We start from the raw sequence: 17892 nt of genomic DNA on the forward strand, positions 1-17892 counted from the left end.
CGTGCTTACGAAGGCAACGAAACCCGCCAGTTGGCGCTCGATCTTGGCTTCGTGCCGGTGGTCCCGCCGAAATCCAATCGGGTCGAGCCTTGGGAATACAACCGGGAGATGTACAAGCGGCGCAACGAAGTGGAGAGACTGTTCCGTCGCTTGAAAGGCTACCGCCGGATTTTCTCGCGCTTCGAGAAGCTGGATGTAATGTTCCTTGGATTCCTCAGCTTCGTCCTAGTCGTTGATGGGCTTCGGATGTGTTAACAGGCCCTAGTTCAATTCATGGCTGAGATCGAAACATCGCGATGGTCGGCTGCGACGTGCGCATCGATACTGCGGGCTCTCTCAAGGAGGCAACCGCATGTTGAATCGGCGACAGTTCCTGCACGCAACCGGCGCGGGCGTGCTGCTTGCAGCGTCCAGACCCGCATGGGCGCTCACCCCTGCGGTGAACGTGGACGACATGCTGCGGGCACAGTGGGCGCAGATCGAACGTGGCACCGGCGGCCGCCTGGGCATCTGCCTGCTCGACAGCGCCACCGGCAAGCGCCTCGGGCAGCGCGAGCACGAGCGCTTTCCGATGTGCAGCACCTTCAAATTTGTATTGGCTGCCGCGGTGCTGCAGCAGGTGGACCAGGGCAAGCTGACGCTGGCACAGCAGGTCAAGATCCACGCTTCCGACATGCTCGAGCATGCCCCGGTGACCGAACGCCATGTCGGCGGTTCGCTGAGTGTCGGCGAACTGTGCCGGGCCACGATGATTTACAGCGACAACCCGGCCGCCAATCTGTTGTTCCCGTTGGTCGGTGACCCGGCCGGCGTGACTGCATTCCTGCGCGGCATCGGCGATGCCCAGACCCGCACCGACCGCTACGAGCCGCAGATGAACCGGTTTGTCGCCGGCGACCCCCGCGACACCACCACGCCTGCGGCAATGGCCGCCACGCTGCGCACGCTGCTGCTTGGCGACGCGCTGCAGCCAGCCTCGCGCAAGCAGCTGACCGACTGGATGATCGACAACCGCACCGGCGACGATTGCCTGCGTGCGGGGCTCACGGCCGGCTGGAAGATCGGCGACAAGACCGGCAGCAACGGCACCGACACCCGTAACGACATCGCCATCCTCTGGCCGCCCAAGGGCAGGGCGCCAATGCTGCTGACCACGTACTTGAACGGCGCCAAGGTCGACGACGCTGCACGCGATGCGGCGTTGAAGGCGGTGGCAGTGGCGGTCCGCAAGAGCATCCTGGGTTGAGTGCAACCGCCAACTGTTTTCCACGTTTCATTCGCGTGTGAATCCACGACGTGCTTGCTGTTTCCTCTCAGCTTTTTCGAAGTTCACAGGCTATGTCATCGGTGTGCGGCGGTTGCGCTGCTTGTGCATGGACTCGCACCAGCGCGTGCCTGGCCACCAGCCTCTGGTCAGTGAGAAATGCCGCTCTGGTCGCAAGCGGTGCCTGAAGGGTGCGCCATCCGAAGCCCGAATCGGTGGGCATCGGCGAGGGGCGCTTCCCATTGACCAAGGTAAGCGATGTCAGTCGCCCGACGATGACGGTCTATGCGCCCAAGGGTCGTAACACCGGTGCGGCGGTGCAGGTGTTCCCCGGCGGTGGCGATCAAGTCCTGACCATGGTTCTGGAAGGGACGGAGATCTGCTGCGTTCGGCCTGCGCGCGGCCACACTGCCGATCGCACATGGGCCGCCGCTGGTGGAAACCTGGTCAGCGATGGTTGCCCTGCCGGACGCGCCTGGCGCGCGCTGAGTGCAACCGTGCGCAAGACCGCCGATCGCGCAGCCATCTGCACGCTCAGCGCATGCAGAGCCGCAAAGGCTTGGAGCGGCTGCCAAAAACGTAGCGAGTAGTCGTCCGGCGGATGTGAACGTTGCGCTCGGAACCGCCGTGTACGCGTGGGACATGCGGCACCTGGCGTCGACCGCGCACGCGTGGCGGAGAGCGCAGTCGTTGTGTAAGCCGCTCTTAATCGAGTGCGCCTATCAAGATAGGCAACTCTTGCTGCAATCGCGCCGGCCCACCCATGGCCGGGTCGCTGACGCTGTCAGCGCCGGTTTCGATGCGCCCGGCCAGACGCTGGGCCGCGCCGTCGTGGTGCACCCATAGGTCGTACCAGCCGCCGGTTGCTGCCGCCTTCCAGCGCCGCTGCTCGGTGATGCCGGGTGCAAGGCGCAGGCGCTCGCGCGGCTGTGCGGCTGCATATGTACCTGGCTGCAGCTCAAGCTGCACGGCAGTGCTGCCGCCGTGACGTAGCGATAGCAGCATGCAGGTGCAATCGTTCGGATCCCGCGCGATCTCGGCCACCAGCAGCGGTGCACCCACATCGCCCCGATAGTGACGATGGAAGCCGTTGGGACCGAGCAGCCACAGATCGTAGCGGCCGTCGTAGGTGGTCCACGTGCCGTCCACGGTGGCGTCATTTCCCACCGTATAGCGGCGCGGAATTGCGGCCAGATCGAAGCGGTCGTAGACATGCAGCACCGCCGCTGCGCCCGCGTTGGCCATGCGGAGGTTCACTTCGCCGCGCTCGGGCAGGTAGGTCAGCTCCACGCTGGGACGATACGGCAGCCCGCGCGAGCGGCGCACGCCGAACGGTTGCTCGGGCGGCTGCAACGTGGCCGGCAACGGCGGCAGTGCATGCTCGCGCAAGGCTGCTGCGCGCGCTGCGGTTGCGCCGACATCGGGCAGCGCCGCGGCGAAGGGGCGCGCATCGGTCTGGCGGAAATCGAAGGCGTTGGTCAAGTCGCCGCACACTGCACGCCGCCAGGGCGTGATCTCCGGCGCAGGCACGCCGAAGCGGCGTTCGAGCAGGCGCAGTACCGAGGTGTGGTCGTACACCTGCGAATCCACCCAGCCGCCGCGGCTCCATGGCGAGACCACATACATCGGCACGCGCGGGCCAAGCCCATAGGGCCGCCCGCGCAGTTCGGGAAGATCCACTTTCTGTTCGCCCGGGGCCGGGTGGCGGTGATAGTCGTCGTCGGTGGCAACCGTCGATGCGCCGGCAAATCCGCCAGTTGCGCGTGCATCCGGCGACGGCGGTGCGGGCGGCGGCATATGGTCGAAGAAGCCGTCGTTCTCGTCGAACATCACCAGCAAGGCGGTGCGACTCCACACCGCCGGATCGGCTGTGAGCGCATCCAGCACGCGTGCGGTGTAGGCCGCGCCCTGGGCGGGGCTGGACGGATCCGGATGCTCGCTGCCGGCCGCATCGGCAATGATGTAGCTCACCGCAGGCAGGCGCCCGCCCAGCACGTCCTCGCGCAGCAGCGCAAGACCGCGCGTGCTCACGCCACGCGCGCGAAGTTGCGGATCATGTCCGGGCGCGGCGCTGTACGCCTGTCGAAATGCCGCAAAGCCGGCCAATGGGTTGTCGGTGAAGTTGTCTGCCATGTCCTGATAGATCTGCCAGGAAACACCGGCGTGCTGCAGCGCTTGGACGTAGGTGCCCCAGTGATACGGCTCGGCAAAACCGCCCAGTTCCGCAAAGTTGTCGTGCGAATTGCCGATCACCGGGCCGCCTGCGCGCGCCTGCGGATCGTTGCCGCCGGTCCAAAGGAACACGCGATTGGAATTGGTGCCGGTCTGGATCGCGGCGTGGTACGCATCGCAGATGGTGAAGGCGTCGGCGAGCGCGTACTGGAACGGGATATCCGCGCGCCGGTAATAGCCCAGCGCATGGTTGTGCTTGGCGGCGGCCCAGTGGCCGAGCCGGCCGTGATCCCAGGCGCGTTGCGCATCCACCCAACTATGCGGCGTGCCTTGCACGCGCATGAAGCCGAATTGCGCTGCCGTATCCAGCGCAAACGGCGTCAGCCACTGGCGGCCGTCCTCGCTGGGTTGCAGCCACACCGTGCGCGCCGGTGCGCCCGGTAACGGCGGCGCAGGAATCGGGAAACGGTCGCCGAACCCGCGCACCCCGGGCAGCGCGCCGAAGTAATGATCGAACGCGCGGTTTTCCTGCATCAGAATCACCACATGCTGAAGATCCTCCAGCGTGCCGCTGCGGCGGTCCGGCGCGATGGCGGCGGCCCGCGCGATGCTGGAGGGCAGCAACGCGGCGGCGGCACCGGCAAGCCCGGTCTGCAGAACGCGGCGGCGGGGAAGGTCGATCATCGTGTCACCTGGTTGGCGCTCCCCATCCGGTCAGCGCTGAGCGCGTCGAGCGTACCCGACGCGTCAGCGCGTGTGTTCTCTTGCGTGCTTGCAACACCGCCGACCCTGTCCGTTTGCACCTGCGTGGCAGGCGATGCAGGGAGCGGATCGGGTGGTGTGTCTTCAGCCCGATCCGCTCGCACGCACGTCGCAATGGCCATCCCGCAGGTCGGCAATGCGCCGCCGACGCTAGAGATCCAGCGTCAACGTCAGCCCGACCGTGCGCGGCGCGGCGATAAAGGCGCTGTCGCTGCCGTCCACGCCCTCCAGATAGCGTTTGTCGGTGAGGTTGCTGACGTTGAGCGCCAGCTGCAGGCCCTTGAGCTGCGACGACAGCTGCGATAGTTCCACCCCGAGGTTGGCATCGAAGGTGGTCACGCCATCGAGTGCGGCGCGGTTGGAGGCATCCAGGTAGCGCTTGCCCAGATAGCGTCCGGACATACCGAAGCGCCACGCCTGGCCGCGCCAGTCCGCCGACATCACCAGGATGTTGCGCGGTTGGCCGATCACCTGCGCGCCGGGGGTGATTTCCAGCGCGGTATCGCGTGCGGCGTCGCCGCTGCCCAGGTAATTGGCCTTGTTGTATGTGTAGGCGCCATTGATGCGCCAGCCGTTGTCCCAGCCGTAGCCCAGCGCTGCTTCCACGCCGCGCGCATGCACGCCGCCGAAGTTCTCGTACACGCCATCGGTTTCGCCCAGGTAATCGATACCGGTGACGAAGTTGGCCGGCACATACACGATGCGGTTGTCGAAGCGGATGTCGTACAGCGTGACGCTGCCGGTCAACGGCGAGAGGCTGACACGCAGGCCGAGTTCGATGTTGTCGGCGGTTTCCGGTTTCACCCGGCTCAGCGCGACCGGGTCGGTTTCGCCCAGCACGCCGGACGGAATCGCGGCGAAGTTTTGCGAGTAGCCGGCAAAGGCTTCCAGGCCCTGCACCGGTGTCGTCCAGGTCAGGCCGGCCGACAGCAACGGGTCCGAATGCGAATCCGATTGCACGTGCTGCGCATCGCCGATGCGGCGGTCGCGGGTCTGGTCGACGAAGAATTGCTTGACGCCCACGCGCCAGGCGAATGCGCCATAGCGCATCACGTCTTCCATGTAATACATCTGCTCGTCGGTCTGGTAGTTGTCCTTGAACTGCACCCAATACGGCTGATGATCGAAGCTGATGTTGGTGCCGACGTTGAGCAGGCGGTGCCAGTCGCGGGTGACGCTGCGCTCAACGCGCTCCAGCCAGGCACCGGCACGCGCGGTGTTGTCGATGGCGCCAAGATCGGTCCGCCATTCCACATCGGCCATCGCGCCGGCGCGGTGATTGTCGTAGTGGCTATGTCGATACGACTGCACCGGCACCGAACCGGCCGGATAGCAGGCCGGATTGGATTCGGCCGGTACCGCATCGCTGCCGGCACAACCGGCCAGCATGGTGGCAGCTGCGCCGCCGGGGGTGAGGTAATACAGCTTGCCTAGATCGCTGCCGCCATACACGGTATTGCCGCCACGCGCCTCGGATTCCGCCATGCCGGCGCCATCGTTGCTGACATCCACCAGATACGGCGGAATCCAGTCGCCGCGCCCCTGCATGCGGTGGGCATAGCCGGTCAGCGTGGTCTTGAAGCCGTTGCCGCCATCGAAGGCGCCGCGCAGGTAGCCAAAGGTGTTCTTGCGCAGCGCACGCGAGCCGGAGCGGTAGTTCTGGTCCAGGTACGGAATGCCGGTGAGCGTGCCGGTCAACAGATCGTGCTCGGGGTCGCGCGCGAATTGCTCCGGGGTCACGCTGGCGTATTCGGATTCGTCGGCATCGTCGTAAGAGGCGTAGCCGCTGAGCGTCCACTGATTCAACACGCTGACGAACTTGCCGGCCAGGTGATCGCGGCTGGTGTGGCCGCTGCCGTCGATCCAGTCGTCGTTGCGTGCCGACGAGCCGCTGACCCAGGCGCGTGTGCTGCCGCCGATCAGGCCGGTGTCGTAGCGCGCGTAGTATTTGCGCGCCTGGTTATCGCCAATGCCGCCGATCATGCGCACACGCTGCGTTTCCAGCGGTTCGCTGGTGAGGTAATTCAAGGTGCCGCCCAGGGCTTCGTTGGAGCGCGAGGCGATGTCGGCGGTGCCCTGGCTCACTTCCACCGTTTCCAGATCCGGCATGTCGATGAAGCGGTTGGCCTTGGAGCCACCGCCGTACGCCGAGCCACCATTGGGCACGCCGTCGATGGTGGTGCCGATCTGCTGCGTATCGCGATTGCTGACGAAGCCGCGCATGCTGATCTGCGTGCCCCAATCCGACGAGCCGAAGGCATCGGCTTCGGTGACCACCACGCCGGGCAGTTCGTTGAGCGCATCGTTGACGCTGCCGAGCACGAACTGGCGGTCCAGCATGTCCTTGCTGACGTTGGTCTTGGAATAGGTCATCGCTTGGCCGACCACCTGCACCTGATCCAGCGTCGATACTTGCTCGTCAGCGCTGGCCGGTACGGTTGCGGCCGGGTCGGGGGTTGCGCCGTCGGGAACCTGCTGTGCGTATGCGGGCAGGGTGAGCGGAACCAGCAATAACGCGAGAGTGGCAGGATGGCGCACGCGCAAGGAGGACATCGAATCCATTGAAATCCACAGCGGCGGAGGGGGTCTGGGAAGACTGCCGCGCTTGCGTTGCGTGATGATGACCGCGCTACAGGTGTCACCAGATGGACTTAGGAAGTCCTAACGTCGGGAAGCCGCGTAAGAGCCTACAAGGACGTACTTGCGGCGTGTTCCGCGACGGTGGGCGGGCAAGGGCCTTGCAGCCAAGTACCAGATCGACCGCTCCATGGCTGATCCATCCAAAAAAGTCGTCCACCAGTTGCTCCGCCTTGCGGTGCCCCCCCCCCCCGCAATGGTGGGCGGGCAAGGGGCCCCATTGCAGCAACGCCGCAGATCACATGACCAGCAGCGCAGCGACTAACGACAGCGACATAGCTGTATCAGCCGCCCTTGGCGTGCGGCGGTGCTTCGGCCTGCTGTGTTTCCGGCATCAACTCCAGTGCTGACGGGGTGGTGCGCAGCATCGGGCGGAAGGCGATCGGATGGGTGCGGCGGCGGGTGAAGCGCAGCAGCCGCGACAACGTGAAGCCCGCCAGTGCCAACAACATCACCGCGAAGTACACCGGCAACGCGGCCGGGCCGAATTTCTGCATTGCGCCGCCGGCCAGTGCAGGGCCAATCGCCGCACCTACGCCATGCACCAGCAACAAGCTGCTGCTGCCGGAAAGCAGGTCTTCGCGCGGCAGGTAATCGAGCATGTGCGCCACCGCGAACGGGTACAGCGAAAACGCCAACCCGCCATAGACGAAGAACAGCACGAACAGCACGGTGGTCTGCGTCTGCACCATCGGCAATGCGGCAGCGATCGCGATGGCGGCGGCCAGCGTGCTCACGGTCACCAGGCCGATGCGGCGGTCATGCCCATCGCTGATGCGCCCGATCGGCCACTGCAGCACCGCACCGCCCACGATGGCGGTGAGCATGAACATCGCCACGCCGTCGGCATCCAGTCCGATGCGGTTGGCGTAGACCGGCAACAAGCCCCAGAACGCACCCATCGCCAGGCCCGACAGTCCCGCGCCGATGGTTGCCACCGGCGCCAATGCGTACAGCGTTTTCAGTCGCAGGCGCGAGACATGCGGCACTTCGGGCGGAATCAGGCGCGTGGTCATCACCGGCATCACTGCCGCACAGATCAGGATCGCCGTCAGCGTGAACATCGCCGGTGCGCCCGCATCGCCGATGGTGAGCAGGACCTGGCCCAGTGCGAGCGCCGACAGATTGATCGCCATGTAGACCGAAAACACCCGGCTGCGCCGGCGCGCGTCCGGCTCGGCGTTGAGCCAGCTTTCGATCACCGTATACAGGCCGACCAGCGCCGCGCCGGTCACCAGGCGCAGCAGGCCCCAGCCCCAGGCGTTCAACCAGATCGGATGCAGCAACACCGCAATGGCTGCCAGCGCCGCATAAAACGCAAATGCGCGGATATGGCCGATGCGGCGAATCAGCGGTGGTGCAAAGAAGGTGCCGAGAAAGAAGCCGGCGAAGTAGCCGGACATGATCAACCCCAACGCCCGCGCATCGAAGCCGGCCTGATCGCCGCGCACGGCGAGCAGGGTGCCGAGCAACCCGCTACCGGTGAGCAGCAGGGCAACGCCAAGCAATAAGGCAGTCAACCGCAACATGGATGCGGCCCTCGTGGGCGGAAAGGCGCGTCGATCACGAGTTCGAGTGTAACAGCCCGGATCGTATGGCTTGATCGAAACGACCTGCCTCTATAGCGCTCGATACCCGCTGTTGTGGCGTCAGCCCGATGCGAAGCGTGGGTTTCTGGCGTGCGGGATGATTACCTCATCTACCTGCGCAGTTCAGGCAGTCGCACCGATCTGATGATCACTCATTACGTAGATTCGCGTTCTTCGGCATACACGCGAACACGCTTAACCGTCTTGCTATCTGCCGATGAGGGCTGCGGTGGTTAGCGAGCGCACCTGGCGTGCAAGTGCGACGCAACCACATCGATCGATGTCTCTTGCCCGCAACACACTCGCGCGTATTCAACATCGCAGACGGACCACTGCACCTGCCTGCACGCATCCGTCTAGAATCTGCGCCCCGCATCGTCTTCAGCTGATCCTGCCATGCCCATCTACGGTTTCCAGTGCACCACCTGCGGTCACGCCTTCGACCGCCTGCAGAAGATGGCCGACCCCGATCCGCAGACCTGTCCGGCCTGCGCGGCGGCCACGATCAAGCGCCAAATCACCGCGCCGTCGTTCCGCCTGTCCGGCAGCGGCTGGTACGAGACCGACTTCAAGTCGGCGGGCGAGAAGAAGAAAAACCTCACCGAAAGCAGCAGCGCCGGTGGCGATGCCAAGCCGGCCGCCGCCGCCGAGAGCAAGCCTGCTGCCAAGCCAGCGTCCGACCCCGCCTGAGCCGGACCAGCGCGCCGCAGCCGCTAGCAGGGCGGAAGTCCCGACCCCTGGCCCAGCCGCGCGCGGCGCGCCCATTCGCTGCCTCAACGCGCCTCGAAACGCGCCCGGCAGCCATCGTTGACCCACACCGTGGCGCGACGATCGTCGTACCCCCAGGTGCGGCCTTCCTCACAGCGTGTGTCCGATAACTGGCGGGTCAGCACCGGGCGGCCGTAACGGCCATCCCAGGCGCAGGTACGCAGGCGCCGGTCGTCGCTGGCGCAGGTGATGGCGTAGCCGTTGCCGGGGCGGTCATCGCGGCCGCCATAACCGCCGTCCCAGCCACCGCCACCGCGGGCCTGCGCGAATTCGCCCCGGCAGCCGTCGTCCACCCAGATCCGGCCGCCTTCCTGGCGCCAGTTGCGGCCTTCCACGCAGGGCGTGTTGGAGAGTTGGCGCACCAACATGGCGCGGCGCCAGCCGGTATCGCAGATTTTCTGGCGCTGGTCGTTGCTCTCGCAGCGCACCGTTCCAGCGACTCCGCCAAAGTCGCCGCGGCCATTGCCGCCGCCCCAGCCGCCACCGTTGCGGGCTTCGACGAAACGGCCGCGACAGCCATTGTCCACCCAGATCCGGCCGCGCTCGCTGCCCCAGTCGCGGCCTTCGATGCAGCGCGTGCCAGAGATGTTTTCCACCAGTACCGCGCGGCCGCGGAACGGCGTATCGCACTCGCGACGGCGGTTGTCGTTGCTGGAACAGGTGATGCTGGGGCCGTTCCAGCCGCGCTCCTGGGCGCTGGCAGTGAGGCTGGCAAAGGCGCCGGTCAAGGTGATCAGGCCGAAGCCGGAGAGCAGCAGGGCAGTGCGCAGCATCGTGTCGTCCTTGGTGCAGGAGGGGGCGTGGCGCCTATTCAGCCGGGCGCTGACTTAAGCGCCCATGAGCGCCCGCGCATTTGCTCCTGTCGCCCGCCGGCCCCAGAATATCCGGCTTTCCGGCGCTGTCCTGCGCCGGGTTTTCAGCGGAGCTTTCGATGCGTACCCACTTCTGCGGCCTGGTCGACGAGACCTTGATCGGCCAAACCGTCACTCTCGCCGGCTGGACCGACGTGGCCCGCAACCTGGGCGGGGTGTGCTTCATCGACCTGCGCGACCACGAAGGCATCGTGCAGGTGACGGTGGAACCGGTGGCCGGCGACGACGCCAGCGCAGAGCTGTTCAAGGTGGCCGCCAGCCTGGGCTACGAGGACGTGTTGCAGGTGGAGGGTGTGGTGCGCGCGCGTCATGCGGTCAACGACAAGCTGCGCAGCGGCAAGGTGGAAGTGATCGCCACGCGCATCAGCATCCTCAACAAGGCCGCGCCGCTTCCGTTCCACGCGCACGAAAATCCGGGTGAAGAGACGCGCCTGAAATACCGCTACCTGGATCTGCGCCGGCCGGAGATGCAGCGCATGCAGCGCACCCGCATCAAGCTGGTGCAGGCGCTGCGTCGGCATCTGGATGCGCGCGACTTCCAGGACATCGAAACCCCGATCCTGACCAAGGCCACCCCGGAAGGCGCGCGCGACTTCCTGGTGCCGGCGCGCATGCATCCGGGCGAGTTCTACGCGCTGCCGCAGAGCCCGCAGCTGTTCAAGCAGATCCTGATGGTGGCCGGCTTCGACCGCTACTACCAGATCGCGCGCTGCTTCCGCGATGAAGCGCTACGCGCCGACCGCCAGCTGGAATTCACCCAGCTCGACATGGAATTCGCCTTCGTGCGCGAGCGCGACGTGCAGGATTTCGTCGAAGACATGATCCGCGCCATCTTCAAGGAAGTGGTGGACGTGGACCTGGCTGCGCAGTTCCCGCGCATGACCTGGGCCGAGGCGATGCGTCGCTTTGGATCGGACAAGCCGGACCTGCGCATCGCGCTGGAACTGGTCGACGTGGCCGAGTTGGTCAAGGCCAGCCAATTCCCGGTGTTCACCGCTGCCGCCAACGATGCCGATGGCCGCGTCGCCGCGCTGCGCATTCCCGGCGGCGCCAGCCTGTCGCGCAAGCAGATCGACGAATACGCAGCGCACGCCGCCAAATACGGTGCCAAGGGCCTGGCCTACATCAAGCTGTCGGAGACCGGCGAGGTCAGTTCGCCGATCGCCAAGTTCTTCAGCGAAGAATCCTTCGCCGCGCTGCTCAAGCATGTAGGCGCCGGCAATGGCGACATCGTGTTCTTCGGTGCCGGCGGCTACACCAAGGTGTCCGACTTCATGGGCGCGCTGCGCCTGAAGGCCGGCAAGGAATTCGACCTGATCGCCGACGGCTGGGCGCCGCTGTGGGTCACCGACTTTCCGATGTTCGAATGGGACGAAGAGGCGCAGCGTTACGTCGCCTTGCATCACCCCTTCACCGCACCGGCGGTGGACGATATTGCCGACCTGCGCGCCAACGCCCGCACCGCGGTCTCGCGCGGCTACGACATGGTGCTCAACGGCAATGAAATCGGCGGCGGCTCGATCCGTATCCATCGCCCGGACATGCAGAGCGCCGTGTTCGAACTGCTCGGCATCGGCGCCGAAGAGGCGCGCGCCAAGTTCGGCTTCCTGCTGGATGCCTTGAACTATGGCGCACCGCCGCACGGCGGCATCGCCTTCGGTATCGACCGCATCGCCGCGCTGATGGCCGGTACCGAGTCGATTCGCGACGTCATCCCGTTCCCCAAGACCACCGGCGCGCAGGATCTGATGACCGACGCCCCGTCGCCGATCGCTGCCGACCAGCTCGCCGAAGTGCACGTGCAGGTGCGTCCGAAGCAGGTCTGACCGGCCATCGAACGCACGGCCACGTCCATTGCGTGGCCGTGCGTTCATGCGCAGCGAGCAGCTTGCGCGAGGCTTTGCCGACCGATCCGCGCTGCACTCAATGCGCGTATCGAACAGCTGCACGCGCAGCTCGCGTGCGTAGGTAGCTCCCCACCAATCTTGCACTGCGACTTTCCTAAAACCTCAGTGCTTGCATAGGAACTGCGCGCAGGCTCAAGCAGGCGACGCAGCGTTTTTTTGTACCACTCAAGCGCACATGGCAATAAGACCTCGGGGTGCTCACACCACCAGCCGAGCAGACGCATCTAGTGTCCGACGCGCAGGGCGCTCGACAATTCCCCATTCCCCATTCCCCATTCCCCACTTGCAGCAACGCCGCAGCATGCGAGAAGCTGCCGCGTCGACTTGCCAGAGGGGCCCGCATGACCCGCATTCGCCGCGCCACGCCGGACGATGCCGAAGCGCTGTCGCTTCTGGCCGCGCAGACCTTTACCGAAACCTTCGGGCACCTGTATCCGGAAGAGGACCTGCGCGGTTTTCTGGAAGAGACCTATGCCGTGGAGCGGGCGCGTACCGTGCTGGCGCACCCGGATTACGCGATCTGGCTGCTGGAGATGGACAACCTGCTGGTCGGCCATGCCGCCGCCGGTCCCTGCGGGCTGCCGCATGACCAAGTGCGTCCCGGCGATGGGGAGCTGAAGCGGTTGTATCTGCTGAAGGACTATCAGAACAGCGGCTGGGGCAGCCGGTTGTTCGAAACCGCACTGCAATGGTTGGAGCGCGACGGTCCACGCACCTTGTGGATCGGCGTATGGTCGGAGAATTTCGGCGCGCAACGCTTCTACGCCCGCTACGGTTTCGAGAAGGTGGGCGAATACGATTTTCCGGTTGGCAAGATCGTCGACCGCGAATACATCCTGCGGCGCAGGCCGGTGCTGGCAGCGGACTAATCGCACCAGTGCTGCCGCCGGTTGCCATTGCGCGTTGGCCGTGGCGTCCAGCGCGCACCGTACACGCAGCTGACGCCCTCTGCCGGTAACCATCTCAGTGTCCAGCGCATTACCCATCAGCCCGGCGCCGCCGCGGCGCAGTCCGCGCGAGGAGGCGAGCGCCGCGTCCGCCGACGTGCTGCTGGTGCATGGCATCTGGAACACCGCGCACTGGCTGCTGCGATTGGCGCGGCGGATGCGTGCCAACGGACTGGCACCTGCGCTGTTCGGTTACGCCAGCGTGCTCGGCGGCCCCGCGCAGGCGGTGCCGCATCTGATCGAACGCCTGCGCGCCAGCCGCGTGCAGTTGGTGATCTGTCACAGCCTGGGTGGGCTGATGACCCTGCAGGCATTGCAGGATGCGCCCGACCTGCCGGTGCGTCGCGTGGTCTGCCTGGGCTCGCCGTTGTGCGGCAGCGCCGCCGCGCGCGGGTTGGCGCAGCGTGGCGGGCGATGGGCAATGGGCCGCAGCGCTGCGATCTTGCAACAGGGTTTTGCGCGCTGGGACGGCCAGGCCGAGATCGGTCAGGTGGCCGGCAACGTGGCGCGTGGGATCGGCCGCTGGCTCGCCCCGCTCGACGGCGGCTCGGACGGCACCGTGGCGCTGGCCGAGACCCGCCTGCCCGGGCTGCGCGACCATTGCGTGGTGCGGGCGAGCCACAGCGGCCTGTTGCGCTCGCCCGAGGCCGCCGCACAGGCGCTGGCCTTTCTGCGCACCGGCCGCTTCCAGGCGTGAACATGCGCCGGCGGATGTCGTGGCCCCGGTGAGGGCGGGCAATCAGGTAAAATCCGCGCCCTGTCATTGAAGCCAGTCCGGAACCACCCATGGGTAGAGGTCCCTCGATCGAAGGCCGCAAGAACGCCTCCGACGCCAAACGCGGCAAGATGTTTACCAAGATCATCCGTGAGATCAGCGTGGCCGCCCGCGCCGGCGGCGGCGACCCGTCCAACAATCCGCGTCTGCGGACCGCCATGGACAAGGGCCTGTCGTCGAACATGTCCAAGGACGTGATGGAGCGCGCCATCAAGAAGTCCACCGGCGAGCTGGAAGGGGTGGAATACGAAGAAGTGCGCTACGAGGGCTACGCGCCTGGCGGCGTGGCGGTGATCGTGGACTGCCTGACCGACAATCGCGTGCGTACTGTGGCCGACGTGCGCCATGCCTTCAGCAAATGCGGCGGCAACATGGGCACCGAGGGCTCGGTGGCCTTCATGTTCAAGCGCCTGGGAGTGCTGAGCTTCGCTGCCGGCATCGATGAAGACACCCTCACCGATGCCGCCATCGACGCCGGCGCCGACGATGTGGTGGTGTACCCGGAAGACGGCGCCATCGATGTGCTGACCGCCCCGGACGCCTTCGCCCAGGTCAGGGACGCCCTGGTCGCCGCCGGGCTCGAACCGGCGCACGCCGAAATCACCTTCCGCGCCGACAACGACATCGCCGTGGACGGCGATACCGCCGTGCAGGTCCGCAAGCTACTGGACATGCTCGAAGACCTGGACGACGTGCAGGACGTGTATTCGAACGTCGATCAAGCGGCGCTTGGCGCCTAAGCGCCGGGAATCGGGAATGGAGAATCGGGAATCGAAATCGCCGCATCCTGCATCGCTCGGCAGCATCGAGCATGCCGGTAGGCTGCTCTACCCATTCCCGATTCCCAACTTCCCATTCCCGGCCGCTCGATGACCCGCATCCTGGGCATCGATCCGGGTTCGCAGCGCACCGGTATCGGCATCATCGACATCGACGAGGGCGGTCGCAGCCGGCATGTGCACCACGCGCCGCTGATGCTGCTGGGCGAGGGGGATTTCTCCCAGCGGCTCAAGCGCCTGCTGCAGGGCTTGGGCGAGTTGATCGAGATCTATCGGCCGGATGAAGTCGCGATCGAAAAGGTGTTCATGGGCAAGAGTGCCGCTTCGGCGCTCAAGCTCGGCCACGCGCGCGGCGCGGCGATCTGCGCGGTGGTCATGCGCGATCTGCCGGTGCACGAGTACGCGGCCAAAGAAATCAAACTGGCGCTGGTCGGCAAGGGCGGCGCCGACAAGGTGCAGGTGCAGCACATGGTCGGCATCATGCTCAACTTGAATGGCAAGCTGCAGCCCGACGCTGCCGACGCATTGGCGGTCGCCATCACTCACGCCCACGTGCGCGCCACCGCGCAACGCCTGGGCGTCAATACCCAACAGGCCTGGAGCCGCAAGAAATGAGAATCGGGAATCGGCAATCGGGAATCGGGAATCCCAAACGCAGGGTCCACGACAGCGCGCGCTGTTGCGATTGGCCATTCCCGATTCCCCATTCCCGGCACCGCCAAGGCGGTGCCCAGTGATCGGCCGTCTGCGCGGGATCCTGGCCTACAAGCAGCCGCCGTGGCTGGTGATCGACGTAGGTGGGGTGGGGTATGAACTAGAGGCGCCGATGAGCACCTTCTACGACCTGCCCGATGTCGGTCGCGACGTGATCCTGTTTACCCATTACGCGCAAAAGGAAGACAGCGTGTCGCTGTATGGCTTCCTGCGCGAAGGCGAGCGGCGGCTGTTCCGCGACGTGCAGAAGGTCACCGGCATCGGCGCCAAGATCGCGCTGGCGGTGTTGTCCGGGGTCAGCGTGGACGAGTTCGCCCGCCTGATCACCAGCGGCGACATCACCGCGCTGACGCGCATTCCCGGCATCGGCAAGAAGACCGCCGAGCGCATGGTGGTGGAACTGCGCGACCGCGCCGCCGATTTCAGCAGCGGCGCACCGATTACCGGCCAGTTGGGGCCCGACGCCGTTTCCGAAGCCACCGTGGCCTTGCAACAGCTGGGCTACAAGCCGGCCGAGGCCGCCCGCATGGCGCGCGACGCCGGTGCAGAAGGCGACGAGGTCGCGACGGTCATTCGCAAGGCGCTGCAAGCCGCGCTGCGCTAAGCGCGGCCACGAACCATCGCCTGGCCCGCAAAGCGGGCGCGGCCGGCACTCGGCATCGACAGGGGCGGCCCGTACACTGCGCATCCTTGCCCGCGGCCAGCCCGTACCTTGGGTGCCTGTGACGTCAGTGCAGGCACCTTCGACAGGTGCTGTCTCCCTATCTTCTTCACGCTGTCTGGCGAAAACTGCCCACCTCATGTCTCACACCCCCAAATCAGCCGGCTCCAGCCACGCGCCCGTCAATAGCCAGACCGCCTTGGTCATCGGCGCGATCGGCGTCGTCTTCGGCGATATCGGTACCAGCCCGCTGTATACGCTCAAAGAGGCGTTTTCGCCGCACTACGGGCTGACCCCGGACCACGACACCGTGCTGGGCATCCTGTCGCTGGTGTTCTGGGCGCTGATGCTGGTGGTCACGCTCAAATACGTCACCGTGATCATGCGTGCCGACAACGACGGCGAGGGCGGCATCATGGCGCTGACTGCGCTGGCGCAACGCACGTTGCCCGGCGGTTCGCGCTCGATGTATGTGGTCGGCATCCTCGGCATCTTCGGTGCCTCGCTGTTCTTTGGCGACGGCGTCATCACCCCGGCGATTTCGGTGCTGTCGGCGGTGGAGGGCCTGGAGGTGGCCGCGCCCAAGCTGGAGCCGTTCGTGGTGCCGATCACGTTGGTGGTGCTGAGCATGCTGTTCCTGGCGCAGCGCTTCGGCACCGAACGCGTCGGCAAGGCATTCGGGCCGATCACCCTGCTCTGGTTCTTCGCGTTGGGCGCGATCGGCGTCTACAACATGGCCCGTGCACCGGAAGTGCTGCATGCGCTGAATCCGTGGTGGGGCGTGCGCTTCTTCGCGCAACACAACTGGCATGCGGTGTTCGTGCTCGGCGCGGTGGTGCTGGCGGTGACCGGCGGCGAAGCGCTGTACGCGGACATGGGCCATTTCGGCGCCAAGGCGATCCGCCGCTCGTGGCAGTTCGTGGTCTTGCCGATGCTGACCTTGACCTACCTGGGGCAGGGCGCCCTGGTGCTGCGCAATCCAGCCGCGGTCAGCAACCCGTTCTACGAGGCGGTGCCGGAGTGGGCGCTGTACCCGATGATCGTGCTGGCCACCGCGGCCACGGTGATCGCCTCGCAGGCACTGATCACCGGCGCCTATTCGGTGGCCAGCCAGGCCATGCAGCTCGGCTACATCCCGCGCATGCACATTCGCCATACCTCGCACTCCACCATCGGCCAGATCTACGTGCCGGCGGTGAACTGGTGCCTGCTGGCGCTGGTGGCGGTGGCGGTGATCGGTTTCGGCGACTCGGCCTCGTTGGCCACCGCGTACGGCGTCTCGGTGACCGGCACCATGCTGATCACCACCGTGTTGATGATCATCTACGCACGTGCCAATCCGCGCGTGCCGGCGCCGCTGCTGTGGTTGTTCGCGCTGGTGTTCCTGGCGGTGGACTGCGCGTTCTTCTACGCCAACATCATCAAGTTCCTGGACGGCGCCTGGTTCCCGTTGTTGCTGGGCCTGATCCTGTTCACCCTGATGCGTACCTGGCGCCGCGGCCGCAAGCTGCTGCACGACGAGATCCGCAAGGACGGTATCAAGCTGGACACCTTCCTGCCCGGGTTGATGCTGGCGCCGCCGGTGCGCGTGCCCGGGACGGCCGTGTTCCTGACCGCCGACCCGATGGTGGTGCCGCACGCGCTGATGCATAACCTCAAGCACAACAAGGTGCTGCACGAGCGCAATGTGTTCCTGACCGTGGAAACCCTGCAGGTGCCGTACGCGGCCGCCGGGAAACGGCTGAAGATCGACGCGATCGGCGACGAGTTCTACCGCGTGCATGTGCGCTTCGGTTTCATGGAGACCCCGGACGTGCCGTTGGCGCTGATGCGCTCCTGCGATCAGGGCGGGATCTATTTCGATCCGATGGACACCACCTATTTCGCCAGCCGCGAAACCATCGTGGCCAGCGCCAACCGCGGCATGCCGATCTGGCGCGACAAGCTGTTCGCCCTGATGCACCGCAATGCCGCCCCGGCCACCGGATTCTTCCGCATCCCCGGTAACCGCCTGGTCGAGTTGGGCGCGCAAGTGGAGATCTGAG

At 66.0% G+C, this 17892-nt stretch carries 13 protein-coding genes, 1 other RNA gene and 2 pseudogenes; 11 read left to right on the forward strand and 5 right to left on the reverse strand.

The genetic code is table 11. The annotated features are described in order from the left end of the window. The 3 genes and pseudogenes from F7R02_RS17945 to F7R02_RS17955 form a co-directional block, all read left to right on the forward strand. Positions 1-255, forward strand: a pseudogene (locus F7R02_RS17945) (IS5-like element ISCARN85 family transposase); the annotation flags it as partial. Between the two features lie 97 nt (positions 256-352). Beyond that, entirely contained in the window at positions 353-1246 is an 894-nt protein-coding gene (bla, locus tag F7R02_RS17950; protein ID WP_005913631.1) for a class A beta-lactamase, read from the forward strand. Positions 1247-1303: 57 nt separating this feature from the next. Beyond that, positions 1304-1674 (forward strand): annotated as a pseudogene (locus F7R02_RS17955) (alpha/beta hydrolase); the annotation flags it as partial. Positions 1675-1830: 156 nt separating this feature from the next. On the opposite strand, the gene F7R02_RS17960 reads toward F7R02_RS17955, so the two are convergent. From F7R02_RS17960 to F7R02_RS17975, 4 genes are all read right to left on the reverse strand, one after another. After that, positions 1831-1908, reverse strand: a non-coding RNA gene (locus tag F7R02_RS17960) — sX9 sRNA. Positions 1909-1969: 61 nt separating this feature from the next. Further along, positions 1970-4120: a phosphocholine-specific phospholipase C gene (locus F7R02_RS17965; RefSeq protein WP_078590690.1), complete on the reverse strand. Its 2151-nt coding sequence runs from the start codon at positions 4118-4120 to the stop codon at positions 1970-1972. A gap of 228 nt (positions 4121-4348) precedes the next feature. Continuing rightward, positions 4349-6820: a TonB-dependent receptor domain-containing protein gene (locus F7R02_RS17970; protein ID WP_172397273.1), complete on the reverse strand. Its 2472-nt coding sequence runs from the start codon at positions 6818-6820 to the stop codon at positions 4349-4351. 299 nt (positions 6821-7119) lie between these two features. Next, a complete protein-coding gene (locus tag F7R02_RS17975) occupies positions 7120-8364 on the reverse strand; it encodes an MFS transporter (protein WP_003489572.1) in 1245 nt (414 codons plus the stop codon). Positions 8365-8820: 456 nt separating this feature from the next. Between F7R02_RS17975 and F7R02_RS17980 the strand changes: the two genes are divergently transcribed. Beyond that, positions 8821-9114: an FmdB family zinc ribbon protein gene (locus F7R02_RS17980; RefSeq protein ID WP_005913639.1), complete on the forward strand. Its 294-nt coding sequence runs from the start codon at positions 8821-8823 to the stop codon at positions 9112-9114. A gap of 83 nt (positions 9115-9197) precedes the next feature. On the opposite strand, the gene F7R02_RS17985 is transcribed toward F7R02_RS17980, so the two are convergent. Beyond that, complete coding sequence (locus F7R02_RS17985) at positions 9198-9965, reverse strand: DUF3011 domain-containing protein (protein ID WP_078590685.1); 768 nt, start codon at positions 9963-9965, stop codon at positions 9198-9200. 158 nt (positions 9966-10123) lie between these two features. Between F7R02_RS17985 and aspS the strand changes: the two genes are divergently transcribed. The 7 genes from aspS to F7R02_RS18020 all read left to right on the forward strand — a co-directional run bounded on the left by aspS (position 10124) and on the right by F7R02_RS18020 (position 17891). Continuing rightward, positions 10124-11890, forward strand: coding sequence for an aspartate--tRNA ligase (gene aspS, locus F7R02_RS17990; RefSeq protein WP_003489579.1), 1767 nt, complete (start codon positions 10124-10126; stop codon positions 11888-11890). Between the two features lie 422 nt (positions 11891-12312). Further along, positions 12313-12840: a GNAT family N-acetyltransferase gene (locus F7R02_RS17995; RefSeq protein ID WP_005913643.1), complete on the forward strand. Its 528-nt coding sequence runs from the start codon at positions 12313-12315 to the stop codon at positions 12838-12840. A gap of 97 nt (positions 12841-12937) precedes the next feature. Then, a complete protein-coding gene (locus tag F7R02_RS18000; protein ID WP_139371053.1) occupies positions 12938-13615 on the forward strand; it encodes an alpha/beta hydrolase in 678 nt (225 codons plus the stop codon). An 89-nt stretch (positions 13616-13704) separates the two neighbouring features. Then, entirely contained in the window at positions 13705-14433 is a 729-nt protein-coding gene (locus F7R02_RS18005) for a YebC/PmpR family DNA-binding transcriptional regulator (protein ID WP_003482581.1), read from the forward strand. Between the two features lie 129 nt (positions 14434-14562). Further along, positions 14563-15087 (forward strand): crossover junction endodeoxyribonuclease RuvC, encoded by a 525-nt coding sequence (ruvC, locus tag F7R02_RS18010; protein WP_003482580.1) that lies wholly within the window; start codon positions 14563-14565, stop codon positions 15085-15087. Positions 15088-15205: 118 nt separating this feature from the next. Continuing rightward, positions 15206-15790, forward strand: coding sequence for a Holliday junction branch migration protein RuvA (gene ruvA, locus F7R02_RS18015; protein ID WP_003482577.1), 585 nt, complete (start codon positions 15206-15208; stop codon positions 15788-15790). 196 nt (positions 15791-15986) lie between these two features. Beyond that, a complete protein-coding gene (locus F7R02_RS18020) occupies positions 15987-17891 on the forward strand; it encodes a potassium transporter Kup (protein WP_005921446.1) in 1905 nt (634 codons plus the stop codon). Position 17892: the final 1 nt, after the last annotated feature.

The organism is Xanthomonas cissicola, from assembly GCF_008801575.1.
Taxonomy (GTDB): Bacteria; Pseudomonadota; Gammaproteobacteria; order Xanthomonadales; family Xanthomonadaceae; genus Xanthomonas; species Xanthomonas cissicola.

Bases quoted from the DNA above. Each gene is read 5' to 3' on its own strand.
- ruvC (WP_003482580.1), top strand. From the start codon at position 14,563: ATGACCCGCATCCTGGGCATCGATCCGGGTTCGCAGCGCACCGGTATC.
- F7R02_RS18005 (WP_003482581.1), top strand. From the start codon at position 13,705: ATGGGTAGAGGTCCCTCGATCGAAGGCCGCAAGAACGCCTCCGACGCC.
- bla (WP_005913631.1), top strand. From the start codon at position 353: ATGTTGAATCGGCGACAGTTCCTGCACGCAACCGGCGCGGGCGTGCTG.
- F7R02_RS17985 (WP_078590685.1), bottom strand. From the start codon at position 9,965: ATGCTGCGCACTGCCCTGCTGCTCTCCGGCTTCGGCCTGATCACCTTG.
- F7R02_RS18020 (WP_005921446.1), top strand. From the start codon at position 15,987: ATGTCTCACACCCCCAAATCAGCCGGCTCCAGCCACGCGCCCGTCAAT.
- aspS (WP_003489579.1), top strand. From the start codon at position 10,124: ATGCGTACCCACTTCTGCGGCCTGGTCGACGAGACCTTGATCGGCCAA.
- F7R02_RS17995 (WP_005913643.1), top strand. From the start codon at position 12,313: ATGACCCGCATTCGCCGCGCCACGCCGGACGATGCCGAAGCGCTGTCG.
- F7R02_RS17975 (WP_003489572.1), bottom strand. From the start codon at position 8,364: ATGTTGCGGTTGACTGCCTTATTGCTTGGCGTTGCCCTGCTGCTCACC.
- F7R02_RS17965 (WP_078590690.1), bottom strand. From the start codon at position 4,120: ATGATCGACCTTCCCCGCCGCCGCGTTCTGCAGACCGGGCTTGCCGGT.
- F7R02_RS17980 (WP_005913639.1), top strand. From the start codon at position 8,821: ATGCCCATCTACGGTTTCCAGTGCACCACCTGCGGTCACGCCTTCGAC.